Here is a 25,020-nt window from a genome sequence, read left to right as displayed (position 1 = left end):
TCGCGGTTGACTGAGCGGGAGCGAACGGAGCAGATCTGAGGAGGCGGAGATGTTCGTCATCATGGGTGGAACAGGTCAGGTCGGATCAGCCGTGGCCGACGCGCTGCTGCGAGACGGCGAGGACGTGACGATCGTCACGAGAAGCGCCCAGTCGGCGGCGCCCTGGCGGGCCAGAGGCGCGTCGATCGCGGTGGCCGACATCGACGATGCGGGGGGCCTGCGCGATGTGTTCCGGATGGGGCGGCGGGCACTGCTGCTCAACCCGCCGGCGGACCCTTCCGAAGACACCGACGCGGTGGAGCATCGGACCGTCGACAACATCCTCGATGCACTCGAGGGAAGCGGTCTCGAGAAGGTCGTCGCCGTGTCGACCTACGGCGCGGCGCCTGGCGAGCGCATCGGCGACCTCGGCACGCTGTGGCGGATGGAGCGGGGCCTGGCGCAGCAGGAGATCCCGGCGGCGGTGAACCGCGGCGCGTACTACATGTCGAACTGGAACGGCCTCATCGATGCGGCTCGCGAGTCCGGCGCGCTGCCGACGATGCTGCCGGCGGATCTGACCATGCCCATGGTCGCACCGGCGGACGTCGGCGAGGCGGCCGCGCAGCGCCTCGTCTCGGACGTGGACGACATCGGCATCCGATACGTCGAGGGTCCGCGACGCTACACCGCGGCAGATGTGGCGCGCGTCTTGGCGCGGCAGCTGAACCGCGAGGTGCGGCTCGAGGTGATCCCACCGGAGGATCTCGAGGCGACGTTCACCGCACTCGGATTCAGCCCCGCCGCGGCGAGCTCGTATGCGGGCATGACCCGTCTGACGATCGACGGGCCCGAGCTTCCCGACGCGCCGTGGCGAGGCTCGACCACCCTGGAGCAGTACGTGAAATCGGTCCTGTGACGCGCATGGCCGCCGCCGGGGCGCTCCCGCCGGGCGGAGAATCGCCGCGACGTCGGAGAATCACGGCGAGAAGCTCCGCCGCGAGCACGACTCTCCGCCGGGCGGAGCGGAATCAGCCGCCTGGCGGGCCGTTCGAAACGGTGACTACAGGCGCTCGATGATCGTCGCGTTCGCCATGCCGCCACCCTCGCACATGGTCTGCAGACCGTAACGCCCGCCGCTGGCCTCGAGGTAGGCCACGAGGGTGCCGAGCAGACGCGTGCCCGACGCGCCGACGGCGTGGCCGAGCGCGATCGCGCCGCCCCACGGGTTGAGCTTCGCCGGGTCGGCGCCGAGCTCGGCCGCCCACGCGAGCGGCACCGAGGCGAAGGCCTCGTTCACCTCGTACGCGTCGAGATCGTCGATCGACAGTCCGCTGCGCTCGAGGATGCGCCGGGTCGCCGGAATCGGTCCCGTCAGCATGAACAGCGGATCGTCGCCGACGACCGAGAACGAGTGGAAGCGGGCCCTCGGCTCGAGCCCGAGCTCCGCCGCCTTCTCGGCGCTCATGATGAGCACCGCGGATGCCGCATCCGTGAGCGGCGACGAACTGCCCGCGGTGATGCGCCAGTCGAGCCCGGGGAACCGCGCGGCGAGCTCGTCGGTGCGGAAGGCGGGGTTCAGGCCGGCGAGGCCTTCGGCCGTCGTGCCGGGGCGGACCGTCTCGTCGAACGCCACGGCGTCGGACGAGCCCGGCGCCAGCACCGGCAGCACCTGGGAGTCGAAGCGGCCGTGGGTCCAGGCATCCGCCGCCCGTCGGTGCGACTCGGCCGAGAACGAGTCGAGCTCTTCGCGCGACAGGTGCCACTTGTCGGCGATGAGCTCGGCCGACACGCCCTGGTTCACGAGACCCTCGGGGTAGCGGGCGGCCAGGCCCGGCGCGAGGGAGCCGCCCTGTCGAGATGACCCGAGGGGCACGCGGCTCATCGACTCGACGCCGCCGGCGATCACGATGTCGTAGGCGCCGGCGATCACGCCCTGCGCCGCGAAGTGCGCGGCCTGCTGGCTCGAGCCGCACTGCCGGTCGATGGTCGTCGCCGGCACGGACTCGTCGAACCCGGCGGCGAGCACCGCCTGGCGGCCGATGTTCATGGCCTGGTCGCCGATCTGGCTGACGCATCCCATCAGCACATCGTCGATCTGGCGCGACTCCAGCCCGTTGCGCTCCAGCAGGCCGGTCAGCACACCTGCGGCGAGGTCCACCGGATGCACTCCGCTCAGGGCGCCGCCGGGCTTGCCACGACCGGACGGGGTTCGGACGACGTCGACGATGACGGCTTCGCGCATGACAACCTCCTGCTCACGAGCCTAGAACGGTGATTCGAGCCGCGGGCCGCCCGGACCTCGCCCTTCGGGTGTCAGAACACGCGGAGTCCCGACGCCGATTCCGCGTGTTGCGCCACCCGAACGACGACGCCGCGGGCCGCCCGGACCTCGCCCTTCGGGTGTCAGAACACGCGGAGTCCCGACGCCGATTCCGCGCGTTGCGCCACCCGAACGACTCGCCGCCGCGGGCGAGCGGGCGCGCGGGCGCGCGAAGCGGGAGTATCACCCGCGGGCGTCAGGCGTGGCGTAGGTCGAACGCTGTTCGATCACCGCGAGCGTGCAGCGCGAGATGCAGACCAGGCGTCCCGCCTCGTCTGCGATGCGGATCTCCCACACGTGGGCGCGACGGCCGATGTTCGCCGGCGTGACGGTCGCCGTCACCCAGCCCGACGAGACCGGCCGGATGTGGTTGGCGTTGATCTCCTGGCCGACGACGTGGAATCGCTCGCGGTCCACCGCGAGGTGCCCGGCCCACGAGGCGAGCGTCTCGGCGAGGGCCACAGAGGCGCCGCCGTGGAGCACGCCCGCGGGCTGGACGGTGCGCCGGTCCACCGGCATCCGTCCCACCAGCGCGTCGTCGCGGATCTCGACGATCTCGATCCCGAGGCTCTCGATGAGCGTCCCCGATGCCATCGCGGGAAGATCGACGCCCACGACGTCGCCATGCCACAGACTCACGACATCACCCCGCGGACTCCTCGGCGCGCTCGGCTGCCGCCACGGTCGCGGCATCCGGAACATACCCCTCGACGTGACGCTCGTCGGGACCGTTGTACTCCGACAGCGGCCGGATGAGGGCGTTGGATGCCAGCTGCTCCATGATGTGCGCCGTCCAGCCGGTCACCCGGGCGGCGACGAACAGCGGTGTGAAGGTGAGGGTGTCGAAGCCGATGAGGTTGTAGGCCGGTCCTGACGGATAGTCGAGGTTCGGGTAGATCCCCTTGCGCTCGACGAACTGCGACTCGAGGGCGTCGTACAGCGCCGCCACCTCGGGACGGTCGTAGTGCGCGACGAGCGTGTCGAGCGCCGCCTTCATCGTCGGCACACGCGAGTCCCCGCGCTTGTAGACGCGGTGCCCGAAGCCCATGATCTTGCGCTTCTGGGCGAGCGCCTCGTCGAGCCACGGCCCGACGTTCTCGGCCGAGCCGATCTCGTCGAAGATGTGCAGGACTGCCTCGTTCGCGCCGCCGTGCAGGGGGCCCTTGAGGGCGCCGATCGCGCCCACGACGGCCGAGTACAGGTCGCTGAGGGTCGAGGCGATCACGCGACCCGTGAACGTCGAGGCATTGAAGGAGTGCTCGGCGTACAGGATCATCGACCGGTTGAACGCGTCGACCACGACGTCGTCGGCCTCTTCGCCGAACGTCATCCACAGGAAGTTGGCCGAGTAGCCGAGGTCGTCGCGCGGCGCGATCGGCTGCTGCCCCCGGCGACGACGCTGACCGTACGCGACGATGGCCGGCAGGACCGCGAACAGACGGATGCTGCGCGCGAGGTTCTCATCCGGGTTGCCGCTGACATCGAGCACCGACCCGGTGCCCGCGAGGTCGCGCGCCCCGATCAGGCTCACGGCCGTGCGCACCTCGTCCATCGGGTGCGCGTCCAGCGGCACGAGGTCGATCGCGGCGCGGACGTCGGCGGGAAGGTGCCGGTACGAACGCTCCGTCGCGCGCAGGTGCTGAAGCTGCACGTCCGTGGGCAGCTCGCCGTGCCACAGCAGGTAGGCCACCGCCTCGAACGGCTGCGTCGACGCGAGCTCCTGCACCGGATACCCGCGATACAGCAGCGAGTTCGTCTCGGGGTTGACCTTCGAGACCGCGGTGTAGTCGACGACGACGCCGGCCAGGCCCTTCTTGATGTCGGTCATGTTGTGCCCTTCGTCGGGATCGGTCGTCGAGCGAGATCCTCGCTCAACGACCGGGAACGGTGAAGTTGAAGACGTCCTGGTCGAAGTGGTTGTACTGCTCGTAGTCGATGAGGTCGTACAGCTCGGCGCGGTGCTGCATCTCGCCGAGCCTGGACGTCAGGTGCCCGTCCTCCACGAGCGTATCGAGCGCACGGGATGCCGCGCCCATCGCGATCCGCAGAAGTGAGACCGGCCAGATCACGATGTTGACACCGACGTCCCGCAGCTGGTCGACGCTGAACAGGTCCGACTTGCCGAACTCGGTCATGTTGGCGAGGATCGGCACGTCGACCGCGGCGCGGATCGCTGCGAACTCGTCGAGCGATCGCATGGCCTCCGGGAAGACGGCATCGGCGCCGGCGTCCACGAGCGCCTGCGCACGCCGGATGGCGGCATCCATCCCCTCCACCGCGCGGATGTCGGTGCGCGCCATGATGAGGAAGTTCGGGTCGCGGCGCGCATCTGCGGCAGCGCGGATCCGCTTGATCGCGGTGTCCTCATCGACGACGACCTTGCCATCGAGGTGCCCGCATCGCTTGGGATTGACCTGATCCTCGATGTGGGTGCCGGCGATGCCGGCGTCCTCGAGGGTCTGGATCGTGCGGGCGACGTTCATCGGCTCCCCGAAGCCGGTGTCGGCGTCGATGATGGCAGGCAGGTCGGTCATGCGCGCGATCTGCTGGCCGCGCCCGGCGACCTCGGTCAGCGTCGTGAGCCCGATGTCGGGCAGGCCCAGGTCGGCCGACAGCACCGCCCCCGAGATGTACACGCCCTCGAACCCCTTGCGCTCGATGAGCCGGGCCGACAGCGGATTGAACGCGCCAGGGAATCGCAGCAGCTCTCCCGACGCGAGCCGCTCGCGGAACAGCCGTCGCTTCTCGTACGCGGGGACGGTGGAGTACAGCATCAGAGGCTCCTCATCGTGTTCCGCCGGGCGGAGATCCGCGCGGATTTCGGAGCGCACGCGCCAGATTCTCCGCCATCCCCGAGATTCTCCGCCGGGCGGAGCCTCCGATCTTCCGCCGGGAGGAGGATCGATTCCGGATGCCGCGAGCCGCCCCGGCGCATCAGAACAGCCCCTTCGGTGCGGGCGCCGCCGCGAGCACCCCGAAGTCCGCGACGATCGTCAGCTGCTGGACCTCCTCGGGCGTGAGCTCGGGCAGGCGCTGTGCGAGGTCGAGGAAGCGCTCGATCTCGTCGGCGGTCAGCACCGGTTCGGCGAGCATCCGGAACTTGCGGATGTAGTCCTCGCGCGCGAACGGCCGCGCCCCGAGCGGGTGCGCATCGGCCACGGCGATCTCGTCCTCGATGACCGAGCCGTCGGTCAGGCGGATCTCGACGCGACCGCCGAACGCCTTCTCGTTCGGGTCGTCGGAGTGATAGCGACGCGTCCACTCCTCGTCCTCGGCCGTCGTCACCTTGTGCCACAGCTCGACCGTGTCGGCGCGCCCCGCGCGCTCGGGGGTGTACGAATCGACGTGGTGCCACCCGCCGTCCTGCAGCGCGACCGCGAAGATGTACGGGATCGAGTGGTCGAGGGTCTCGCGCGAGGCCGTCGGGTCGTACTTCTGCGGGTCGTTCGCGCCCGAGCCGATCACGTAGTGAGTGTGGTGCGAAGTGTGCAGCACGATCGATTCGATGTTCGCGGGGTCGCGCAGCTCTGGCCGTTCCTCGCCGAGCTTGCGCGCGAGGTCGATCCAGGCCTGCGCCTGGTACTCGGCCGAGTGCTCCTTCGTGTACGAATCGAGGATTCCGCGCTTGGGCTCGCCGGCAGCGGGAAGCGGCACGTCGTACGAGGCATCCGGTCCGTCCAGCATCCACGCCACGACGCCGTCCTCGCCCTCGTAGATCGGGCTGGGCGACGTCTCGCCGCGCATCGCGCGGTCGACCGCCTCGACCGCCATCTTGCCCGCGAAGGCCGGGGCGTGCGCCTTCCAGGTCGAGATCTCGCCCTTGCGCGACTGGCGGGTCGCGGTCGTGGTGTGCAGGGCCTGTCCGACGGCCTGGTAGATCGTGTCGACATCGAGGCCGAGGAGCGTGCCGATGCCGGCCGCCGCCGACGGGCCGAGGTGGGCGACGTGGTCGATCTTGTGCTTGTGGAGGCAGATCGCGCGCACGAGGTCGATCTGGATCTCGTATCCCGTCGCGAGGCCGCGCACGAGGGCCGCGCCGTCCGCGCCCACATGCTGCGCCACAGCGAGGATCGGCGGGATGTTGTCGCCCGGGTGCGAGTAGTCCGCCGCGAGGAAGGTGTCGTGGTAGTCGAGCTCTCGCACCGCCACGCCGTTCGCCCAGGCCGCCCATTCGGGGCTCGTCTTGCGGTCGAGGGCGCACCCGAACACGGTCGACCCCGAGCCGCCGACCGACACGGCGTGATCGAGCGCCTGCTGGCGCGCGGCACTCACGGGCGCGCGGGTGAGGGATGCCGCGGCCACTGCCGCGTTGTCGATGACACGGTTGACGATCATGTCGACGACCTCGGGCTCGACCTCGACCGGGTCGGCGGCGACCTCGGCGATGTGCCAGGCGAGCTGCCCCTCGCGTGCGAGGTTCTCGTCGCTGCGGTGGACGCGGAGGTGGTGGATGACGGTCATGGCGGTCCTCACTTCAGGTGTTCGGGGGGCTCGTGAGCGCCCCCAGGATGCTCTCCAGGGCATTGTGCAGGTGCACATGCGTGGCGTGGGCGGCGAGGTCGGCGTCGCGCGCACCGATCGCCTCGGCGATCAGCCGGTGTTCGGCGACGGATGCCGCGAGCCGGCTGGGATTGTCACGCGCGAGTCGCCGCACCCGGACGAGATGGGTGCGCACGGTGCGCAGCGCGGCGGTGAGGTAGTCGTTCGCGACGGCGGCGTCGAGCGACGCATCGAAACGCGCGATGAGTCCGTAGTACGAGTCTCGCCCATCCGCCGCATCGCCGACTCCGTCGAGATCGACCCGCGCGAACTCGTGGGCGAGTTGCACGAAGGCCGCGGCATCCCCGCGCTCCGCCGCGAGCCTGGCCGCGGATTCCTCGAGCGCGCGGCGCACCTCGAAGATCTCGCGGATGTCGTCGGCATCGATCGCGGTCACCACGGTGACGCGCGGTGACTGCTGCGCGACCAGGCCGTCGGCGGCGAGCCGGCCGAGCGCTTCGCGCAGGGGCGTGCGGCTGACGCCGAGCCGGGCGGCCTGCTCGACCTCTCCGAGGACGGCACCAGGCCGCAGAATTCCCGACTGGATCTCGTCGAGGAGTGTCGCGTACGCGCGATCGCTGGCTCTCACCGTCACGCACCTCCTCGCCGACAACCCAGACAGTGTATACATAAAGGCCTCTTGGACGCCAGTCGAGACAGAGTTCTCGCCCTTAGGTATACATCGGGGCATGCAATGCGCCCGCCCGCGGCGGAAGCATGGATTGAATATTCACAATTTCATGAATCTCATGTAGCGTCAGCGCCATGACCACCGTCATCCGCACGAGCGGACTCCGCAAGCACTACGGCCGCGTGCACGCCCTCGACGGGCTCGATCTCTCCGTCGACGAAGGGCAGATCCACGGTTTCCTCGGTCCGAACGGCGCCGGCAAGTCGACCACGATCCGGGTGCTGCTCGGACTCGCGCGCAAGACCGGCGGCGAGGCATCCGTCTTCGGTTCCGATCCGTGGCGCGACGCGGTCGCGCTGCACCGGCGCATCGCCTACGTGCCCGGCGATGTGAGCGTCTGGCCGAACCTGTCCGGTGGCGAGGCGATCGACCTCATGGCCCGCCTGCGCGGCGTCTCGCGCCGCGACTCCGCGTACCGTGCCGAGCGCGAACGGCTGGTCGAGGCGTTCCAGTTCGATCCCCGCAAAAAGGGCCGGGCGTACTCCAAGGGCAACCGGCAGAAGGTCGCCCTCATCGCGGCGTTCTCGGTGCCGGCCGACCTCTACATCCTCGACGAGCCGACGAGCGGCCTGGACCCGCTGATGGACGTCATGTTCCGCCGCGAGATCCTCCGCGTGCGCGCGGCGGGCGCGACGGTGCTGCTCTCGAGCCACATCATGTCGGAGGTCGAGCAGCTGTGCGATCGCGTCTCGATCATCCGCGCGGGCCGCATCGTCGAGTCGGGAACCCTCGCCGACCTTCGCCACCTCACCCGCACCGAGGTGTCGTTCGAAGGGACGGATGCCTCGGTCGCGGCCGGTCTCACGGGCGCCCACGACGTCTCGGCCGAGGACGGGCGCGTGCGGTTCACCGTCGACAGCGACGCGGTGGCGGCGATGCTCCCCGAGCTGGGCCACCGCGCCGTCGCGGGGCTGCGCATCGCCCCGCCTTCCCTCGAGGAGCTGTTCCTGCGGCACTACGGCGACGAACTCGGCGGCGAGGCGGGGCCGTCGGACGCGCCGACCCCATCCGCGGCGGCGGGACGATGAACCGGGTCTGGGTCCTCGTCGGCCAGCGCGCCCGCCGCGACTGGCGGCAGCTGGCGGTGTGGATCGTGGGCACAGCAGCTCTGGCCTACCTCTCGTTCACCGGCGTGGCCGAGTCCTTCGGCACGGCGCAGGAGCGTCAGGCGCTCATCGCCACGGCGCTGGCCAACCCGGTCATCCTGCTCTTCCGCGGATTGCCCTCGGGCACCGGCCAGAGCGAGTTGATGGTCTTCCTCATCCTCCCGTGGCTCGCGATGCTCGCCGCCTTCATGAGCTCGTTCCTCGCCGTACGCCACACCCGGGCCGAGGAGGAGCCCGGTCGAGCCGAGCTGGTGTCGGCGACACCGGCCGGACGCACGGCACCGATCGTGGCGACCATCGTGCACGGAGTCCTCGCCAACGCGATCCTGGCCGCCCTCGTCGCCGGTGCCTTCCTGCTGACCGGAAGCGACATCGAGGGCTCGGTCCTCGTGGGGATCGCCACCGGCTCGGTCGGCGTCGCCTTCCTCGGAGTGGGACTCTTCGCCGCGCAGCTCATCCGCACGTCGCGCGGCGCCAACGCGCTGTCGGTGTGGACCCTGCTGGTGTCGTTCGTGATCTGCGGCATCGGCAACGCGGTCGGCACGCCCAGCGACGACCTCACCCGGATGCAGAGTTCGTGGCTGACGTGGCTCTCGCCGTTCGGCTGGGCCGAGAACACCCGCGCGTTCGACGAGAACGCATGGTGGCCGGCCGGGCTGTGCCTCGCGCTCGGGTTCGTGCTGGCCGGAGTTTCTGTCGCACTGACCACCGCGCGCGATCTCGGCGGCAGCTTCGTCGCCGAGCGCGGCGGACGCGTCACCGCTCCTGCCACCCTGTCCACGCCGACGGGTCTCGTGTGGCGCCTCACCCGGGGAAGCATCGCCGGCTGGGCGGTGGGCGGGCTGCTCGTCGGGATGCTGTCGACCACTCTCGCAGGAGTGGTCGAGGAGATCGGCGCCGACAACCCCGCGATCGAGCAGATACTGGCGCAGATCTCGGGCTCGGGCGACCTCCAGCAGGCCACGATCACGACGTTCTACACGATGCTCGGGATCCTCGCGGCCTGCTGCGCGGTGCAGATCGTCTGCCGCGCGCGCCAGGAGGAGTCCCACGGTACGGCGGAGGTCGTGCTGGCCGCTGTCGTCGGCCGGGTCCGGTGGCTCGCGGGCTACCTCACCGTCGCACTGGTGGGACTGGTCGCCGTGATCGTCGCGGGTGCCGCGGGATCCCTGCTCGGCCTGGCCTCCCAGGGCGGAGACGACCAGCTGGCGCGGACCGTGCTCATCACCGGCGCCGGGCAGGTGGCCGCAGCATCCGTCTTCCTCGCGCTCACGGCGCTCGCCTTCGTGCTCGCACCACGCCTGACCATCGCGCTCGGATGGACCCTCGTGATCCTCGGCATGGTTCTGGGCATGTTCGGCCCGATCTTCGGATTCCCGGAGTGGCTCACCCAGCTGTCGCCGATGGCCTCGGCGCCGGTCGTGCAGGGGGATGACGTCGACCTCCAGGGGCTCGGCTGGCTGATCCTCGCGGTCGGAGTCGGCGTGGGCGCATCCCTCGTCCTGATGCGACGACGTGAGCTCACCGCCGGCGGATAGATTCGAACGATGGGGGGCGACGTGGATCATCCGGGAATCGAGGCAGCCGAACAGGCCGCGGCCATGCTCACGGCGGCGGGGATGGCGCGCATGCCCGCGCGCGTCATGATGGCACTGGTCGGCTCACCGGACGAAGGGTATACGGCGGCCGACCTCGCCGAGCGGCTCGGCGTCTCGCCGGCGGCGGTGTCGGGGGCGGTGCGGTACCTCACCTCGATGCGGCTGATCCAGCGGCTCTCGCGGCCCGGCGACCGGCGCGACCGGTACGACCTCGTCGACGACGCCTGGGCCGGCATGATCACCTCGAACGCCCCGCTGTACGCCGCGCTCGCGACGCAGATGGACCGCATCGCCGACGAGAACGCGGATGCCCCGGTCTCCGTCGCCCGCGCGCGTGAAGTCGCCGACTTCCTGCGCTACCTCACCGAGCGGATGCCGCGTCTCGCGGACGAATGGCGGGCCGGGCGCGGGTAGCCTCGTCAGGTGACCGACGCAGCCGGCCTTTCAGAGGCGCCCTACACCGTGGCCACCGACGGAGCCTGCAAGGGCAACCCCGGACCGACCGGCTGGGCGTGGGTGGGCGAAGACGGACACTGGGCGGCCGGCTCGATCCCCGTGGGCACGAACAACATCGGCGAGCTGACCGGGCTGCTCAAGGCCATCGAAGACCACGCCGACGTGGCGCACCTCGTCGTGCAGGCGGACTCGCGGTACGCGATCGACACGTACGAGAAGTGGATGGACGGCCACCGTCGCCGCGGCTGGAAGACGTCGACGGGGGCACCCACGAAGAACGTCGACCTGCTCGAGCAGCTCATCGTCGCCCGCGACGCACGGCGGGCCGCCGGGCTCCCCGACGTCGTGCTCGAACACGTCCGCGGCCATTCCGGCCACGTTTTGAACGCGTGGGCCGACGAACGAGCGGTGCGAGCGTCGGAGCACGCCGCGAAGGGCATCACGAGTGCGTGGTCGTCCCTCGGCGCGCACGAGAAGATCGACGTCTCGGAGCGCCCGAAGAACGGCCGCTGACACCCGGACCGCCGGCTGCAGACGCCGGCGTCAGGCTTCGGTGGTTCCCTCGTACAAGCCGATCACGTTCTCGTCGGGATCGGCGATGACCGCCCACCAGCTCGTCGGCGAGATCTGGCTCTTCTCGCGGAGCACGGTGGCGCCCGCATCCCGCGCGGCGGCTACCGTGTCGTCGATCGAATCGACCTCGACGTAGGAGCGCGGCTGAGTGAACCCGTCTTCGCGCGGAGCGAGCGCTCCGCCCGAGATCTGGTTCGGCGCCCGCCACATGGGGTAGTCCTCGAAACCGGGCATGTCCGCGATCTCCCAGCCGAACAGTCGCGAGTAGAAGCCCTTCGCCCTGTCGAAGTCGGTGACCGGGATGTCGATGTGCGTGATGTCGCCGTGAGCCATCGTGATGTCCTCTCGTGCGGTCCGACGCGGCCAGTCTGGTCCGCCGGGCCGGTGGCCACAAGAGGGCTCGACGTCACGCGCCGCCCGCCTGGGCGAGCTGTTCCTCGAGCGCGTCGATCGCAGGTCGCTGCCCCTTCACGAGCCGCTCCCGCGCTTCGGGCAGCGGCATCCATTCCACCCGGTCGACCTCGGGGAAGGAGGCGGTACGACCCGACCGCGGCGGCCACTCCAGCTCGAACTCGCCGAATTCCAGGTCGTCGAGCGACAGCCCCGCGCCGTCCGCGACGAACACCGTGACCCGCTTGCCCGACGAATACGCGAACGTGCCGAGCTCGGCGTACGGCCCCTCGGGCGCGTCGACGCCGAGCTCTTCGCGGAACTCCCGACGGGCGGCATCCAGTGCCGGCTCGTCACCCTCGGCGAACTCGCCCTTGGGGATCGACCAAGCACCGGCATCCTTGCTCGCCCAATACGGCCCGCCCATGTGTGCGATGAGCACGCGGGGCTGCGGATCGAGTCGGTAGAGCAGGATGCCGGCGCTGGTCGTGGGCATGACGGATCAGGCCGGGCGGGTCTTGGGCGAGACCGAGTAGGTCTCTTCCTCGTCTGTGACGGCAACGGGTGCGAGCGCCGCCTCGATGGCCGCCATGGTGTCGGCATCCAGACGCACGCCGGAGGCCTTGACCGTGTCGTCCAGCTGCTCGGGCCGGGATGCCCCGACCAGCGCCGCCGCCACGTTCTTGTTCTGCAGCACCCACGCGATGGCCAGCTGCGCCATCGTGAGACCGGCCTGGTCGGCGACCGGCTTGAGCTTCTGGACCGCCTCGAGCACCTCGTCGCGCATGAAGCGCGAGATGAAGTTGGCGCCGCTCTTCTCGTCGGTCGCGCGCGATCCGGCCGGCGCCGGCTGGCCGGGCAGGTACTTGCCCGAGAGCACGCCCTGTGCCATCGGCGACCACACGATCTGCGAGATGCCCAGCTCCTCCGACGCCGGAACGACCTTGCCTTCGATCACGCGCCACAGCGCGGAGTACTGCGGCTGATTGGAGATGAGCTGGATGCCGTAGCTCTTGGCCAGCGCGTGACCCTCGCGCAGCTGCTCGGCGGTCCATTCCGACACGCCGATGTAGAGCGCCTTGCCCTGCCGCACCACGTCGGCGAACGCCTGCATCGTCTCTTCCAGCGGCGTCTCGTAGTCGAAGCGGTGCGCCTGGTAGAGCTCGACATAGTCGGTGCCCAGTCGCCGGAGCGAGCCGTTGATGGACTCGAAGATGTGCTTGCGGCTGAGCCCGGTGTCGTTCGGGCCCTTCGGGCCGGTCGGCCAGTACACCTTGGTGAAGATCTCGAGCGACTCACGACGCTGTCCCTTGAGGGCCTCGCCGAGCACGGACTCGGCGACCGTGTTCGCGTAGGTGTCGGCGGTGTCGAAGCTCGTGATGCCGAGATCGAGGGCGCGATGCACCGTCTTGACGGCGGCGTCGTTCTCGACCTGCGAGCCGTGGGTCACCCAGTTGCCGTACGTGATCTCCGAGACCTTGAGTCCGCTGTTGCCGAGGTACCGATATTCGACCATTCGAGAGTCGTTCCTTTCGAGGGGGTGGTGGTTGGTGTGCGCCGCGGCGTGAGCGGCGGCGTCAAGGGACGCGGTAGCCCGCGGCGCGGAAGAGTTCGTACCACTGCGCGCGCGTGAGCGGGATGTCGGATCCCTGAGCGGCGCCGGCGACGCGCTCGGGTGTCGTGGTGCCGAGCACGACCTGCATGTTCGCGGGGTGACGGGTGATCCAGGCGGTCGCGATCGCGATCGGCGGCACGGAGTACTCGGCTGCGAGGCGATCGATCACCTCGTTCAGCTCGGGATAGTCGGGCGACCCCAGGAATGTTCCCGTGAAGAAGCCGGATTGGAACGGCGACCACGCCTGGATCGTGATCCCCTCGCGGCGGCAGTACTCCACGATCCCGCCGCCATCGAGGGTCATGGACTGGTCGAGGCCGGCCATGTTCGCCGCGACGCCTTGCGCGATGATCGGCGCGTGCGTGATCGACAGCTGCAGCTGGTTCGCGACGAGCGGCTGCCGCACAGCGGTCTTCAGCAGCGCGATCTGGCCGGGCGTGTGGTTCGAGACGCCGAATGCCCGCACCTTGCCCGACTGCTCGAGCTCGTCGAACGCCCGCGCGACCTCCTGCGGCTCCACCAGCGCGTCCGGACGGTGCAACAGGAGGATGTCGATGTAATCGGTCTGCAGGGCTTCGAGCGATCCCTCGACCGAGCGGATCAGGTGCTCGTACGAGAAGTCGAAGTAGGGACCTTCGCGGACGATCCCCGCCTTGGTCTGGATCGTGATCTGTTCGCGTTCCGACGAGGTCAGACGCATCGCCTCGGCGAAGCGGCGCTCGCAGCCGTGGATCTGCCCGCCGTAGACGTCGGCGTGGTCGAAGAAGTCGATCCCGGAGTCGCGGGCGGTGCGCACGAGTTCGCGCACTTCGTCGTCGGTCTTCTGCGCGATGCGCATCAGGCCGAGGATGACGTTGGGCGCCTCGGTTGCGTCGGGACCGAAGGGGATTCGCTTCACTGGTGCTCCTGAGGTCGTGGGCTTCTCACCCTAGGCATGCGGGCCCCCACAAGTCCAACAACTGCGAACCATGCGATTCAGAAGTAGGGTGTATGAATGGATCTGCGTCAGATGGAGTACTTCGTCGCCCTCGCCGACGAGCAGCAGTTCACACGCGCCGCGTCGATCTGCGGTGTCACGCAGTCCGGCCTGTCGGCCGCGATCCGCGGCCTCGAGGAGGAGCTGGGAACGAGCCTGTTCTCGCGCACCACGCGCCGCGTGGTGCCGACCGATGCGGGCCTGGCGCTGCTGCCGCACGCGCGGGGCATGCTCGCGCAGTCCGCCGCAGGGCGGGATGCCGTGGTCCGGGCGACGCACCAGCTGTCGGGCAGCCTGCGTGTCGGTGCCGAGCAGTGCCTCGGGTTCGTTGACGTCCCTCCGCTGCTCGAGCGATTTCACCGGCGGCATCCGCTCGTGGACATCAACTTCACGCAGGCGGGATCCCACGAGCTGACCGCGCAGGTGCGGGGCGGCGAGCTCGACGTGGCGTTCGTCGCGACGACCGAGCACGTCTCGACGGTGCGCACCACGGAGCTCGGCCGCCGCCCGCTCGTGCTGCTCACGCCGCCCGACGATCCCGTGGCCGGGTCGGGCCGGATCTCGTGGTCACAGCTCAAGGACCGGGAGTTCGTCGACTTCCGCCCGGCGTGGGGCGTGCGGTCGCTCAACGATGCGGCGTTCGCGTCGCATGGCGTGCGCCGGCGGGTGCGCTGCGCAGTCGACGACGTGCACACGCTGCTCGACCTCGTCCACCGCGGCCTGGGGATCGCGCTCGTCCCCGAGCACGTGGCATCGAAGCCTCAGGCCGAGGGGCTGGTCAGAATCTCACTCCCCCAGGACTCCACACCGCAATGGGTGGTCTCGGCGATCGTGGCACCCACGGCCGATCCGTCCGCCGGGCGGCTGCTCGACATCCTCGCTCTGGAGCGGGAATCCCGCGATGCCGAGCTGGTGGCGGAGGCTGCCCTGAACTGACCCCGCAAGCACACGCGCCTGCCGCGATCCTCCCCTGACGCCCAGGCCCGCGCCGCCCGCCTGACGATCCCGCTGGTCTCACACCTGTGAAGCGCGGACCAGCGGGATCGGCGTCAGGAGACGGTCGCGGCCTCGTCCTCGGAAGCGCCCTCGGCGGGCTGTCCCGCCGCCTCTTCGGCCAGGCGGGCCTCTTCGTCGAGATCGGTGGCCGCCTGCTCGAACTGCGAATTGTAGAGGCGGAAGTACGCCCCTCCGGCGGCGATGAGCTCGTCGTGCGTGCCTTGTTCGACGATCCCGCCGTTCTCCATCACGAGAATGAGGTCGGCGTCGCGGATCGTCGACAGGCGGTGCGCGATGACGAACGACGTGCGCCCCTCGCGCAGCGCCGCCATGGCGTGCTGCAGGAGCAGCTCGGTGCGGGTGTCGACCGAGCTCGTCGCCTCGTCGAGGATCAGCACCGAGGGCTGCGCCACGAACGCACGCGCGATCGTGATCAGCTGCTTCTCGCCGGCCGAGATGTTCGACGCGTCCTCGTCGAGGAGCGTGTCGTAACCGTCGGGCAGGGAGTGCACGAACCGGTCGACGTAGGTCGCGCGCGCCGCAGCCAGGATCTCGTCGTCCGTCGCGTCGGCGCGCCCGTAGCGGATGTTCTCGCGGATCGAACCCGCGAACAACCACGGATCCTGCAGGACCATACCGGTCTTGGCGCGGATGTCACGGCGGGTGAGCGTCGCGATGTCCTGGCCGTTGAGGAGGATGCGCCCGCCGTCGAGCTCGTAGAACCGCATGATGAGGTTGACGAGCGTCGTCTTGCCGGCACCTGTCGGGCCGACGATCGCGACTGTCTGCCCGGGCTCGACCCGGAACGACAGGTCGTGGATGAGCGGGCGGTCGGGCGAGTACGCGAACGCGACGTCCTGGAACTCGATGGTGCCGTCGCCGTCCACGGGGGCCGGCGCGTCCGTGGCGTCCGGCTCCTCCTCCGGAACGTCGAGCAGCTCGAAGACCCGCTCGGCCGAAGCCGTCCCGGACTGCACGACGGCCGCCATGCCACCGAGTTGTGCGAGCGGCTGGGTGAACTGCTGCGAGTACTGGATGAACGCCTGCACATCACCGAGGCGCAGCTGTCCACCCGCGACCATGAGCGCGCCGAAGACCGCGATGCCGACGTAGGTGAGGTTGCCGATGAACATCATCGCGGGCTGCATGATGTTCGACAGGAACTGCGCCTTGAACGACGCCTGGTACAGCTCCTCGTTCTCGACGCGGAACGCCTCGCGCGCGCTCTTCTCGCGGCCGTACACCTTGACGAGCGCGTGACCCGAGAAGGACTCCTCGACGCGGGCGTTCAGACGGCCGACCTTGCGCCACTGGATGCCGAAGGCCTTCTGCGAGCGCGGGCCGATGACGCCGAACAGCACGCCCATGAGCGGGAAGCTCACGAGCACCACGAGCGTCAGCTGCCACGAGATCGACAGCATCATGATGAGCACACCGATCACGGTGAGCACGCTCGTGAGTGCCTGCGACAGCGACTGCTGCATCATCTGCGTGATGTTGTCGATGTCGTTCGTGACGCGCGAGATGAGCTCGCCGCGCTGGACGCGGTCGAAGTAGCTCAGCGGCAGACGGTGGACCTTGGCCTCGACCTGCTCGCGCATGCGCCACATCACGCGGACCATCACGACGTTCATGACATAGCCCTGGATCCACATCAGCAGCGACGACGCGAAGTAGAGCGCGAGCACGAACAGGAGCACGCGGCTGAGCGCGAGGAAGTCGACTCCCGCACCGGGCACGAAGTTCTGCATCGCCGACACGATGTTGGCGAGATCCTGCTGGCCGGCGTCGACCAGCCCCTGCACGACCTGCTCCTTCGTGGCGCCCGCGGGCGCCATCGCCGACACGACGCCTTCGAACAGGATGTTCGTCGCCTCGCCGAGCACCTTCGGGGCGGCGACGGTGAGCACCACGCCGATCGCGCCCAGCAGCGTCACGAGGGTGAGGGCGAACGCGTGCGGCTTGAGGAGCCCCAGCAGCCGGCGGAACGAGGTCCCGAAGTTCGCGGCCTTGCCGGGGGCGACGCCACCGCTCCAGTCGTCGGCGGCGAGACGGGCCTGCTCGGCGAGCTCGAGCTCGAGCTTCTCTTCGGGGCTGAGCTCGGCCACGGCCGCCTCCATCCCGGCGACGGGTGTGCGTGCTCCGCGCGAAGCGGGGCGGCTGGTCTTCTTGTCGTCGCTCATCGCGCGACCTCCGCTCCGAGCTGGGATTCGACGATCTCGCGATAGGTCTGGCTCGTCTCGAGCAGTTGCTCGTGCGTTCCGAGACCCACGATCCCGCCGTCGTCGAGCACGACGATGCGGTCGGCGTCGGTGATCGTCGATACGCGCTGCGCGACCACGATCTTGGTCACGTGCGGCAGTTCGCGCCACAGCGCCTGCCTGAGTCTCGCGTCGGTGGTCAGGTCGAGCGCCGAGAACGAGTCGTCGAACACGAGAACGCGGGGGTTGTGCACGATCGCCCGGGCGATCGCGAGACGCTGGCGCTGGCCGCCCGAGACGTTCGTACCGCCCTGCGCGATGCGCGCGTCGAGACCACCCTCCATCTGCGCCACGAAGTCGCTCGCCTGAGCGATCTCGAGCGCGTGCCACAACTCGGCATCCGTCGCCTCCTCGCGGCCGAACCGCAGGTTCGATGCGACGGTGCCCGAGAACAGGAACGGCCGCTGAGGCACCAGGCCGATCGAGCGCCACAGCGCGTCGAGGTCGGCCTCGCGCACATCGACCCCGCCGACGAGCACTGCGCCGTCGGTCACGTCGAACAGGCGCGGGATGAGCGAGACCAGGGTCGTCTTGCCGGCACCGGTCGATCCGACGACCGCAACCGTCTCGCCCGGAGCTGCGCGGAAGTTGATGGCCGACAGGATCGGGTGCTCCGCGCCGGGATAGGTGAACGCCACGTCGCGGAACTCGACCGCCCCGGGCTCGGGGAAGTCGGCCTGCGCGTCCGCGGGCCGGTCGAGCGTCGAGCGGGTGTCGAGCACCTCGCCGATGCGCTCGGCCGACACCGCGGCGCGGGGGATCATCATGGTCATGAAGCTGGCCATCATGACGCCCGACAGGATGATCATGACGTACTGCATGAAGGCGAACAGCGTGCCGATCTGGATGTCGCCCGCATCGACCTGGATGCCGCCGAACCAGATCACGCCGATGACCGTGACGTTGAGGATCAGCATCACCGCGGGGAACAGCACGACGAAGAGCGAGCCGACCTTGCGGCCGACGACCATGATCTCGGTGTTGGCCGCGCCGAAGCGCTCCTCCTCGATCGGCTCCCGCACGAAGGCGCGGATGACCCGGATGCCGGTGAGCTGTTCGCGCATCACCCGGTTCACGCCGTCCAGCTTGACCTGGAAGGCGCGGAAGAGCGGCACCATGCGGCCGATGATGAGGCCCGCGACGATGAGCAGCACCGGTACCGCGACGGCGATGATCCACGACAGGCTCGGGCCCTGCGTGACCGCGAGGATGATGCCGCCGATCGCGAGCAGCGGCGCCGACACGAGGAAGGTGGCCGACATCATCGCGAGCATCTGCACCTGCTGCACGTCATTGGTGTTGCGCGTGATCAGCGATCCCGCGCCGAACCCGGTGACCTCGCGCTCGGAGAAGCCCGAGACCCGCGCGAAGATGTCGTCGCGCAGGTCGCGCCCCGCGCGCATGGCGGCTCGGGCGGCGAACCATGTGGCGATGATCGAGGCCACGATCTGCCCGAGCGACACGGCGAGCATGAGCAGGCCGGTGTTCAGGATGTACTGGGTGTCGCCCTGGACCAGGCCGTTGTTGATGATGTCGGCGTTCAGGTTCGGCAGGTAGAGCATCGCGAGCGCCGACGCGAACTGGAACACGAGCACGCCGAGCAGCAGCCACCCGGAGGGTTTGAGATAGCGGACGAGGAGCTTTGCCAGCACGGATTTCTCCCGGAGCGAGGGCGCCAGAGGGCGCGCGAGGTGAGGCCGATGGAAACCCTCCCACAAGCCGGCGACATTCCGTCAGGGGGTTCGCGGAGGGCGAAAGAACGGAATCCGGATGCCGCAGACCCGGCACCCGCCGGATACCCTAACACGATATATCGCGTGATGTGAAGAGGCGGATGCCGCTGACCGGGCATCCGTCCTCGTCAGACCTCGAGCGGCGTCGCGGCGGCGACGGCCTGATCGTCCTCGGTCGCGACCAGCTGGCCGCAGGCTCCGTCGATCTCCTTGCCGCGCGTGTCGCGCAGCGTGGTCGGGATGCCCGCGTCGTTCAGGCGACGCACGAACTCGTTCTGCACCGGCACGTCGGACGAGGTCCAGATCGAACCAGGCGTGGGGTTCAGGGGGATCGGGTTCACGTGCACCCAGCCCCGCCCTCGTGCGTTGAGCTTCTCGGCGAGGAGGTCGGCGCGCCACGCGTGGTCGTTCATGTCCTTGATGAGGGCGTACTCGATCGACACGCGGCGCCCGGTCTTGTCGAAGTACGCGCGGGCCGCATCCAGTGCCTCGTCGACCTTCCAGCGCGAGTTGACCGGGATCAGCTCGTCTCGCAGCTTGTCGTCGGGCGCGTGCAGCGACAGCGCGAAGGTCACCGGGATGTCCTCGTTCGCGAGCTTCGTGATCGCCGGAACAAGACCCACTGTCGACACGGTGATGCCGCGCGCGCTCATGCCGAGGCCATGCTGCTTGTCGGTCATGACGCGCACCGCCTGCATGACGCGGGCGTAGTTGGCCAGCGGCTCGCCCATGCCCATGAAGACGATGTTGGTGACACGCTCCCCCTCGTGCCCGACCCGACGCGGGTCGCCGAGGCCGCCCTCGGCGATGAGGCGGTTGGCGCGGACGATCTGCTCCACGATCTCGGCAGCCGACATGTTGCGCGTGAGCCCCGCCTGCCCTGTCGCGCAGAACGGGCAGTTCATCCCGCACCCTGCCTGACTCGACACGCACAGTGTGATGCGTCCCGGATAGCGCATGAGCACGGATTCGACGAGCGCGCCGTCGTGCAGCTTCCAGAGGAACTTGATCGTGTCGCCGCGGTCGGTCTCGAGGCGTCGCACCTCGGTCAGCAGAGGCGGCAGCATGCCGTGCACGAACTCCTCGCGGCCCGCCGCCGGAAGGTCGGTCATGTCAGCCGGGTCGTGGGTCCAGTGCTGGAAGTAGTGCTTCTCGAGCTGCTTCGCCCGGAAGCCCGGCATCCCGAGCTCGGTGACGCGGGCCACGCGCTGCTCGGGCGTGAGGTCGGCGAGGTGAACGGGAGGCTTGCCCCGCTTCGGGCTGGCGAACTGGAGAAGCGGGCGGCCTTCGGCATCCTTCTTCTGCGTCCATCCCTCGGTCGTGGGACGCACCTGCTTCCCGGGACCCGTGGTGCGCACGGCTGGGCTTGTCGCGCGGACGGGCGAGGACTCGGTCATGCGATCCAGGGTAGGGGACCCGCCTGGACGGATGCCTGACCGGAGGTCGCCCGCTCGCGTAGCGTGGGATCGATGGATGACCTGACGGTGCGACCGATCCGGCCCGACGACGCGGGCGAAGTGCTGACCCTGCAGCGGGCCGCCTTCGTGCAGGAGGCGCAGATCTACTGCACGCCGCAGCTGCCGCCGCTGACGCAGACCCTCGACGAGCTCGAGGCCGAACTGGTCGAGAACCTCGGCTGCGTCGCGGTGGACGGCACACGCATCGTCGGCGCCGTCCGGGCTCGGCGCGACGGCGAACTGCTGCTGGTCGGGCGCCTCACGATCGCCCCGGACCAGCAGGGTCGCGGGATCGGCACGCGGCTCCTCGCCGCCGTCGAGGAGCGAGGCGCAGCACTCGGTGCGACCGAGGCCGAGCTCTTCACCGGGTCGCTCAGCGAGGCGAACCTGCGGCTGTACCTTCGCGAGGGTTACGTCGAGACGCAGCGGGTTCCCGGCGACGACGGGATCGAGCAGGTCTTCCTGCGCAAGCCCCTGCGCGCGTGAAGGCGGCCGGCTCACACGCCGGGGCGCGCGGCTAGGCTCGGTGCGTGGTCCCTCCCGAGAATCTGCTCGCCTTCACACTGGCCGCCGTCGTGCTGATCGTGATCCCGGGGCCGAGTGTGCTCTTCACGATCGGACGCGCGCTCGCGCTCGGTCGCGTCGGCGGGCTGCTCAGCGTTCTGGGCAACGCGCTGGGACTCCTCCCCGTCATCGGGCTCGTCGCACTGGGCGTCGGCGGCATCGTCGCGCAGTCGGTGGTGCTGTTCACGATCCTCAAGATCGCGGGGGCGGGTTACCTCATCTATCTCGGCGTGCAGGCGATCCGCCACCGCGGGCGCGCCGCTGCCGACGCCGGTGCGGCCGCACCCCGCTCTGCCCTGCGGCAGCTCGCGGAGGGCTTCGTCGTCGGCATCACGAACCCTAAGACGATCGCCTTCTTCGTCGCGGTGCTGCCGCAGTTCGTCGACCTGTCGGCAGGGTCCGTTCCCCTGCAGATGGTGCAGCTCGGCCTGGTCTTCTTCGTCATCGCCCTGATCTCCGATGGCGTGTGGGCCCTCGTCGCCGCCGGCGCCCGCTCATGGTTCGGCCGCTCGCCGCGTCGCATCTCGACGCTCTCTGCGACCGGAGGCGGTCTCATGATCGGGCTGGGCGGCATCCTCCTCTTCACCGGGAACGAGCACTGACATGGCGACTGCTCCCGCGACCCCGCCTGGCGAGCCCCCGCGCGGCGACGGCCGGCCGCGCATCGTCTTCCTCGATGTGGACGGCACGATCCTCGAGCACGGCTCGCACGTCGCCCCCTCGACCGGGGCGGCAGTACGCGCGGCCCGTGCCGCGGGCCACGAGGTGTATCTGAGTACGGGGCGCTCGGCCTTCGACATCCACCCGCGGGTGTCCGAGATCGGATTCGACGGCGCCATCACGAACTCGGGAGCGCTCGTGACCGCGGGCGACACGGTGATCGCGGACCGGCCGCTGAGCCCGGCCGCCACGGCCCGGATGCTCGCGGTGCTGCGCAGCCGCGGCATCCGGTTCTTCCTGCAGACCCACGACGGCGTCTACGCGAGCGACGACATGGCCGAGCTCATGGCTTCTTACGCGCAGGAGCTTCGCGATCGTGACGCGACCCGCGGGCTTCGCCCCGAGGACTCGCTCGCGGGCCTGGCCGACCGGGAGTTCCCGGGCGTCGGGGAGGCCGATCTCTCGCGCATCGCCAAGGCCGTCTTCGTGAGCGATCACGCCGACGGACTGGAAGTGCTGCGCGCCGAGCTCGGCGACGACTTCCTCATCGTGCCGGGAAGCATCCCGCTGCCCGGCGGCTCGAACGGCGAGATCGGCGAGCGCGGCACCAACAAGGGGACCGCGATCGAACTGCTGCTGACGCATCTGGGGCGGGATGCTGCGGACGCGGTCGCGATCGGCGACAGCTGGAACGACGTCGAGATGTTCGAGGTGTGCGGCACGAGTGTCGCGATGGGCAACGCCCACGACGAGCTGAAGCACATGGCCGACTTCGTCACGACCGCCGTCCTCGACGACGGCGTCTGGAACGCGTTCGACCGCCTCGGACTGCTCTGAGGCAGCTGTCTGCGAACACCCGCCGGTTTGAGAAACCACACGCCGGCTGAGAAACCAGACGCCGGGGTGTTTCTCAGCCTCGTCGTGGTTTCTCGACCTCAGGTGGCGTCGGCTGCCTCGGAACCGAGGTTGACCAGATTGCCGTCGGGATCGCGCACCTGCGCGACGCGCTCCCCCCACGGCATGTCGGCGGGCTCCTGCTCGGCGCGCCCGCCCGCTGCCAGCCACGCCGCGAACGCCTCATCGACGTCCTCGACGTAGAACCACAGGGCGATGCGGTCGCCGACCAGCGGCGGCAGAGCGTCCGGATCGCGCCCGATGCCCAGAGCCACCGACCCGATCTTCAGCGAGACGTAGTCATCGCCCTCGCCGCTGCCGAAGTGGTAGTCGACGCGACCGTCCAGCGCGCTCTCGTAGAACCGCACGAGTCCCGGCAGATCCCGGGACAGAAGGATGGGGAACAGACTCCGCACCGCCATGCGGCCACCCTACGCCGCCCGCGTCAGTCGAGGAAGATGTCGGGAAAGAGCTGATCGTCGGGCGTTCCGGGCACCGCGGCGTACCCCGAGAAGTCGGTCACGCCCGCCGCCTCGAGCACGTCCTCCACGATGAGCGTCTGCCCGGTGTAGTCGCGCGCGGGCTGCGTGAACACCTCGTACGCGGCATCCGCGTAGATCTCCGGCGTGCGGCTGACCTTCATCATGCGGTCGCCGCCGAGCGCGAACTGCACGGCGGCCGTCGCGATGGTCGTACGCGGCCACAGCGTGTTCGCGGCGATCCCGTCGGCGGCGAACTCCGCGGCGAGCCCGAGCGTCGCCATCGTCATGCCGTACTTGGCCAGCGTGTAGCCCGTGTGACCGCCCAGCCACTTCGGCGACAGGTTGAGCGGCGGCGAGAGGGAGAGGATGTGCGGGTTCGCGGCATCCTTCAGGATCGGAATCGCCGCCCTGCTCAGCATGAACGTGCCGCGCACGTTGACGTCCTGCATGAGGTCGTACTTCTTCGCGTCGAGATCGAGCGTGCGCGAGAGGTCGATCACCGACGCGTTGTTGACGACGATGTCGATGCCGCCGAACTCGCCCTCGGTCTTGAGCACCGCCTCGGTGACGTCGTCGTCGTTGCGCACGTCACCCACGATCGGCAGCGCCTTGCCGCCTGCCGCGCGGATCTGCTCGGCCGCGGAGTGCACGGTGCCCTCGAGCTTGGGATGCGGCGTGTCGGTCTTGGCCAGCAGCGCGACGTTCGCGCCGTCGCGCGCTGCGCGCAGCGCGATCGCGAGGCCGATGCCGCGGCTGCCGCCCGACATCAGGATGGTCTTGCCGGAGAGTGGGCCCACGCGCCCGGAGGCTCCGGGCGACGCGCCAGCAGCGGCTGGAGGGGGTGTGGGGAGCTTGTCGCTCATCGTGTCTCCTCGGGTGATGTCTCGGAAAAGCAGGATCCGGAGGCTGTTCGCATGGGCTTCTGCGACATGCGCTCAGGAACCGGCCGACCGGGCGGCGGACTTGGCGGATGCCGCGGCGAAGGCCGCGACGCGGGCACGGGACTCGTCCGTCTCGAAGCGCGCGCCGATCGAGGCGGCCTCGTCGTCGAGGTTCTCGCCGAACGAGCGGTGGGCGCCGGTGCGGACCAGGCGCTTGGCCTGCCCGAACGCCGCGGTGGCATTGTCGAGCCAGAACCGTGCGACGTCCTCGGCGCGTGCGGCGACGTCGGCCGCCGGCAGCACCTCGGCCACCAGGCCCCAGTCCAGTGCCGTCGCTGCATCGAGCGTGCGATCCTGCAGCAGCAGCTGCAGCGCGCGGCGCTGTCCGATCGCGGCCGGCAGCAGCGTCGAGACGCCGAGGTCGGGAGTGAGCCCGATGTTGGCGTACTTGCTGACGAACTTGGAGTTGTCGGCGGCCACGATGTAGTCGGCGGTGAGCATCAGACCGAGTCCGCCGCCGGCGACGGCGCCCTGCACGGCCGCGACGATCGGCTTGTCGGACTCCACGAACGTGCGGATCCCCTGGTGGATCACGTGCGCGGCACCGGTCACGTCCGCTCCGGACGCGCCCGTGGTCGCCATGGCGACCACGTCGCCGCCGGCGCAGAACGCCGGGCCCGCGGCATCCAGGATCACTGCCCCGACCGACGCGTCCGACGTGATCTCGCGGGCCACGTCGCGCCAGCGCGAGCCCATCTCGAAGTCCATCGCGTTGAGGTAAGCGGGGCGGTTGAACGTCACGCGCGCGAGGCCGCCCTCGACGTGCAGAAGAATCGAATCGCTCAT

25 protein-coding genes are annotated in these 25,020 nt (G+C 69.7%); 9 read left to right on the top strand and 16 right to left on the bottom strand.

Annotated features, from left to right (window positions below):
• Positions 1–49 precede the first annotated feature (49 nt).
• Entirely contained in the window at positions 50–898 is an 849-nt protein-coding gene (locus ACLKM7_RS17605; protein ID WP_436448596.1) for an NmrA family NAD(P)-binding protein, read from the top strand.
• A gap of 144 nt (positions 899–1,042) precedes the next feature.
• Here the strand turns inward: ACLKM7_RS17605 and ACLKM7_RS17600 are convergent, their stop codons facing one another.
• The 6 genes from ACLKM7_RS17600 to ACLKM7_RS17575 all read right to left on the bottom strand — a co-directional run bounded on the left by ACLKM7_RS17600 (position 1,043) and on the right by ACLKM7_RS17575 (position 7,430).
• A complete protein-coding gene (locus ACLKM7_RS17600) occupies positions 1,043–2,224 on the bottom strand; it encodes a thiolase family protein (RefSeq protein ID WP_436448595.1) in 1,182 nt (393 codons plus the stop codon).
• A gap of 261 nt (positions 2,225–2,485) precedes the next feature.
• Positions 2,486–2,941 (bottom strand): hotdog fold thioesterase, encoded by a 456-nt coding sequence (locus ACLKM7_RS17595; RefSeq protein WP_436448594.1) that lies wholly within the window; start codon positions 2,939–2,941, stop codon positions 2,486–2,488.
• A 4-nt stretch (positions 2,942–2,945) separates the two neighbouring features.
• Positions 2,946–4,130, bottom strand: coding sequence for a bifunctional 2-methylcitrate synthase/citrate synthase (locus ACLKM7_RS17590; RefSeq protein ID WP_436448593.1), 1,185 nt, complete (start codon positions 4,128–4,130; stop codon positions 2,946–2,948).
• Between the two features lie 43 nt (positions 4,131–4,173).
• Positions 4,174–5,076: a methylisocitrate lyase gene (gene prpB / locus ACLKM7_RS17585; RefSeq protein ID WP_436448592.1), complete on the bottom strand. Its 903-nt coding sequence runs from the start codon at positions 5,074–5,076 to the stop codon at positions 4,174–4,176.
• Between the two features lie 160 nt (positions 5,077–5,236).
• Positions 5,237–6,763, bottom strand: coding sequence for an MmgE/PrpD family protein (locus ACLKM7_RS17580; protein WP_436448591.1), 1,527 nt, complete (start codon positions 6,761–6,763; stop codon positions 5,237–5,239).
• A 13-nt stretch (positions 6,764–6,776) separates the two neighbouring features.
• Positions 6,777–7,430 (bottom strand): GntR family transcriptional regulator, encoded by a 654-nt coding sequence (locus ACLKM7_RS17575; protein WP_436448684.1) that lies wholly within the window; start codon positions 7,428–7,430, stop codon positions 6,777–6,779.
• Between the two features lie 176 nt (positions 7,431–7,606).
• On the opposite strand from ACLKM7_RS17575, the gene ACLKM7_RS17570 reads away from it, so the two are divergent.
• Genes ACLKM7_RS17570 through ACLKM7_RS17555 form a run of 4 tightly spaced genes read left to right on the top strand, consistent with a single transcriptional unit; the run spans position 7,607 to position 11,205 of the window.
• Entirely contained in the window at positions 7,607–8,560 is a 954-nt protein-coding gene (locus ACLKM7_RS17570; RefSeq protein ID WP_436448590.1) for an ABC transporter ATP-binding protein, read from the top strand.
• Entirely contained in the window at positions 8,557–10,176 is a 1,620-nt protein-coding gene (locus ACLKM7_RS17565; protein ID WP_436448589.1) for an ABC transporter permease, read from the top strand. Before ACLKM7_RS17570 ends, ACLKM7_RS17565 begins: the two co-directional genes overlap by 4 nt.
• A 9-nt stretch (positions 10,177–10,185) precedes the next feature.
• Positions 10,186–10,650 (top strand): GbsR/MarR family transcriptional regulator, encoded by a 465-nt coding sequence (locus tag ACLKM7_RS17560; protein WP_436448588.1) that lies wholly within the window; start codon positions 10,186–10,188, stop codon positions 10,648–10,650.
• Between the two features lie 9 nt (positions 10,651–10,659).
• The gene (locus ACLKM7_RS17555) at positions 10,660–11,205 is read left to right on the top strand and encodes a ribonuclease H family protein (protein ID WP_436448587.1); all 546 of its coding nucleotides are present in this window, start codon (positions 10,660–10,662) and stop codon (positions 11,203–11,205) included.
• A gap of 30 nt (positions 11,206–11,235) precedes the next feature.
• On the opposite strand, the gene ACLKM7_RS17550 is transcribed toward ACLKM7_RS17555, so the two are convergent.
• The 4 genes from ACLKM7_RS17550 to ACLKM7_RS17535 form a co-directional block, all read right to left on the bottom strand.
• The gene (locus tag ACLKM7_RS17550) at positions 11,236–11,598 is read right to left on the bottom strand and encodes a VOC family protein (protein ID WP_436448586.1); all 363 of its coding nucleotides are present in this window, start codon (positions 11,596–11,598) and stop codon (positions 11,236–11,238) included.
• A 73-nt stretch (positions 11,599–11,671) separates the two neighbouring features.
• The gene (locus tag ACLKM7_RS17545) at positions 11,672–12,151 is read right to left on the bottom strand and encodes an NUDIX domain-containing protein (RefSeq protein WP_436448585.1); all 480 of its coding nucleotides are present in this window, start codon (positions 12,149–12,151) and stop codon (positions 11,672–11,674) included.
• Positions 12,152–12,157: 6 nt separating this feature from the next.
• The gene (locus tag ACLKM7_RS17540; RefSeq protein WP_436448584.1) at positions 12,158–13,171 is read right to left on the bottom strand and encodes an aldo/keto reductase family protein; all 1,014 of its coding nucleotides are present in this window, start codon (positions 13,169–13,171) and stop codon (positions 12,158–12,160) included.
• A gap of 61 nt (positions 13,172–13,232) precedes the next feature.
• Positions 13,233–14,168 carry an aldo/keto reductase gene (locus ACLKM7_RS17535; RefSeq protein WP_436448583.1) on the bottom strand — a complete coding sequence of 312 codons (936 nt, stop codon included), beginning with the start codon at positions 14,166–14,168 and terminating at the stop codon, positions 13,233–13,235.
• A 96-nt stretch (positions 14,169–14,264) separates the two neighbouring features.
• On the opposite strand from ACLKM7_RS17535, the gene ACLKM7_RS17530 reads away from it, so the two are divergent.
• A complete protein-coding gene (locus tag ACLKM7_RS17530) occupies positions 14,265–15,182 on the top strand; it encodes a LysR family transcriptional regulator (RefSeq protein ID WP_436448582.1) in 918 nt (305 codons plus the stop codon).
• A gap of 113 nt (positions 15,183–15,295) precedes the next feature.
• Here ACLKM7_RS17530 and ACLKM7_RS17525 read toward each other — a convergent pair whose 3' ends face one another.
• The 3 genes from ACLKM7_RS17525 to rlmN all read right to left on the bottom strand — a co-directional run bounded on the left by ACLKM7_RS17525 (position 15,296) and on the right by rlmN (position 20,633).
• On the bottom strand, positions 15,296–17,362 hold the full coding sequence (locus ACLKM7_RS17525) for an ABC transporter ATP-binding protein (protein WP_436448683.1): 2,067 nt from the start codon (positions 17,360–17,362) through the stop codon (positions 15,296–15,298).
• A 59-nt stretch (positions 17,363–17,421) separates the two neighbouring features.
• Positions 17,422–19,155 (bottom strand): ABC transporter ATP-binding protein, encoded by a 1,734-nt coding sequence (locus ACLKM7_RS17520; protein ID WP_436448581.1) that lies wholly within the window; start codon positions 19,153–19,155, stop codon positions 17,422–17,424.
• A 209-nt stretch (positions 19,156–19,364) separates the two neighbouring features.
• Entirely contained in the window at positions 19,365–20,633 is a 1,269-nt protein-coding gene (gene rlmN / locus ACLKM7_RS17515) for a 23S rRNA (adenine(2503)-C(2))-methyltransferase RlmN (RefSeq protein ID WP_436448580.1), read from the bottom strand.
• 72 nt (positions 20,634–20,705) lie between these two features.
• Between rlmN and ACLKM7_RS17510 the strand changes: the two genes are divergently transcribed.
• The 3 genes from ACLKM7_RS17510 to ACLKM7_RS17500 are packed head-to-tail and all read left to right on the top strand — an operon-like array spanning position 20,706 to position 22,754.
• The gene (locus tag ACLKM7_RS17510) at positions 20,706–21,179 is read left to right on the top strand and encodes a GNAT family N-acetyltransferase (RefSeq protein ID WP_436448579.1); all 474 of its coding nucleotides are present in this window, start codon (positions 20,706–20,708) and stop codon (positions 21,177–21,179) included.
• Positions 21,180–21,223: 44 nt separating this feature from the next.
• Positions 21,224–21,859 carry a LysE family translocator gene (locus tag ACLKM7_RS17505; protein ID WP_436448578.1) on the top strand — a complete coding sequence of 212 codons (636 nt, stop codon included), beginning with the start codon at positions 21,224–21,226 and terminating at the stop codon, positions 21,857–21,859.
• A gap of 1 nt (position 21,860) precedes the next feature.
• Entirely contained in the window at positions 21,861–22,754 is an 894-nt protein-coding gene (locus ACLKM7_RS17500) for an HAD family hydrolase (RefSeq protein WP_436448577.1), read from the top strand.
• A gap of 98 nt (positions 22,755–22,852) precedes the next feature.
• On the opposite strand, the gene ACLKM7_RS17495 is transcribed toward ACLKM7_RS17500, so the two are convergent.
• From ACLKM7_RS17495 to ACLKM7_RS17485, 3 genes are all read right to left on the bottom strand, one after another.
• Positions 22,853–23,233 carry a VOC family protein gene (locus tag ACLKM7_RS17495; RefSeq protein ID WP_436448576.1) on the bottom strand — a complete coding sequence of 127 codons (381 nt, stop codon included), beginning with the start codon at positions 23,231–23,233 and terminating at the stop codon, positions 22,853–22,855.
• Between the two features lie 23 nt (positions 23,234–23,256).
• Entirely contained in the window at positions 23,257–24,156 is a 900-nt protein-coding gene (locus ACLKM7_RS17490) for an SDR family oxidoreductase (RefSeq protein WP_436448575.1), read from the bottom strand.
• A 72-nt stretch (positions 24,157–24,228) separates the two neighbouring features.
• Entirely contained in the window at positions 24,229–25,020 is a 792-nt protein-coding gene (locus tag ACLKM7_RS17485; RefSeq protein ID WP_436448574.1) for an enoyl-CoA hydratase/isomerase family protein, read from the bottom strand.

Origin of the sequence: Microbacterium sp. I2, assembly GCF_051364985.1 — a bacterium.
Classification (GTDB): Bacteria; Actinomycetota; Actinomycetes; order Actinomycetales; family Microbacteriaceae; genus Microbacterium.
The sequence above is the reverse complement of the archived record's forward strand: the minus strand, read 5'-3'. Positions and strand labels throughout refer to the sequence as shown.

Bases quoted from the DNA above. Each gene is read 5' to 3' on its own strand.
- ACLKM7_RS17580 (WP_436448591.1), bottom strand. From the start codon at position 6,763: ATGACCGTCATCCACCACCTCCGCGTCCACCGCAGCGACGAGAACCTC.
- ACLKM7_RS17525 (WP_436448683.1), bottom strand. From the start codon at position 17,362: ATGGAGGCGGCCGTGGCCGAGCTCAGCCCCGAAGAGAAGCTCGAGCTC.
- ACLKM7_RS17530 (WP_436448582.1), top strand. From the start codon at position 14,265: ATGGATCTGCGTCAGATGGAGTACTTCGTCGCCCTCGCCGACGAGCAG.
- ACLKM7_RS17550 (WP_436448586.1), bottom strand. From the start codon at position 11,598: ATGGCTCACGGCGACATCACGCACATCGACATCCCGGTCACCGACTTC.
- ACLKM7_RS17485 (WP_436448574.1), bottom strand. From the start codon at position 25,020: ATGAGCGATTCGATTCTTCTGCACGTCGAGGGCGGCCTCGCGCGCGTG.
- rlmN (WP_436448580.1), bottom strand. From the start codon at position 20,633: ATGACCGAGTCCTCGCCCGTCCGCGCGACAAGCCCAGCCGTGCGCACC.
- ACLKM7_RS17500 (WP_436448577.1), top strand. From the start codon at position 21,861: ATGGCGACTGCTCCCGCGACCCCGCCTGGCGAGCCCCCGCGCGGCGAC.
- ACLKM7_RS17545 (WP_436448585.1), bottom strand. From the start codon at position 12,151: ATGCCCACGACCAGCGCCGGCATCCTGCTCTACCGACTCGATCCGCAG.
- ACLKM7_RS17490 (WP_436448575.1), bottom strand. From the start codon at position 24,156: ATGAGCGACAAGCTCCCCACACCCCCTCCAGCCGCTGCTGGCGCGTCG.
- ACLKM7_RS17540 (WP_436448584.1), bottom strand. From the start codon at position 13,171: ATGGTCGAATATCGGTACCTCGGCAACAGCGGACTCAAGGTCTCGGAG.
- prpB (WP_436448592.1), bottom strand. From the start codon at position 5,076: ATGCTGTACTCCACCGTCCCCGCGTACGAGAAGCGACGGCTGTTCCGC.
- ACLKM7_RS17605 (WP_436448596.1), top strand. From the start codon at position 50: ATGTTCGTCATCATGGGTGGAACAGGTCAGGTCGGATCAGCCGTGGCC.
- ACLKM7_RS17600 (WP_436448595.1), bottom strand. From the start codon at position 2,224: ATGCGCGAAGCCGTCATCGTCGACGTCGTCCGAACCCCGTCCGGTCGT.
- ACLKM7_RS17590 (WP_436448593.1), bottom strand. From the start codon at position 4,130: ATGACCGACATCAAGAAGGGCCTGGCCGGCGTCGTCGTCGACTACACC.
- ACLKM7_RS17565 (WP_436448589.1), top strand. From the start codon at position 8,557: ATGAACCGGGTCTGGGTCCTCGTCGGCCAGCGCGCCCGCCGCGACTGG.
- ACLKM7_RS17560 (WP_436448588.1), top strand. From the start codon at position 10,186: ATGGGGGGCGACGTGGATCATCCGGGAATCGAGGCAGCCGAACAGGCC.
- ACLKM7_RS17495 (WP_436448576.1), bottom strand. From the start codon at position 23,233: ATGGCGGTGCGGAGTCTGTTCCCCATCCTTCTGTCCCGGGATCTGCCG.
- ACLKM7_RS17510 (WP_436448579.1), top strand. From the start codon at position 20,706: ATGGATGACCTGACGGTGCGACCGATCCGGCCCGACGACGCGGGCGAA.
- ACLKM7_RS17570 (WP_436448590.1), top strand. From the start codon at position 7,607: ATGACCACCGTCATCCGCACGAGCGGACTCCGCAAGCACTACGGCCGC.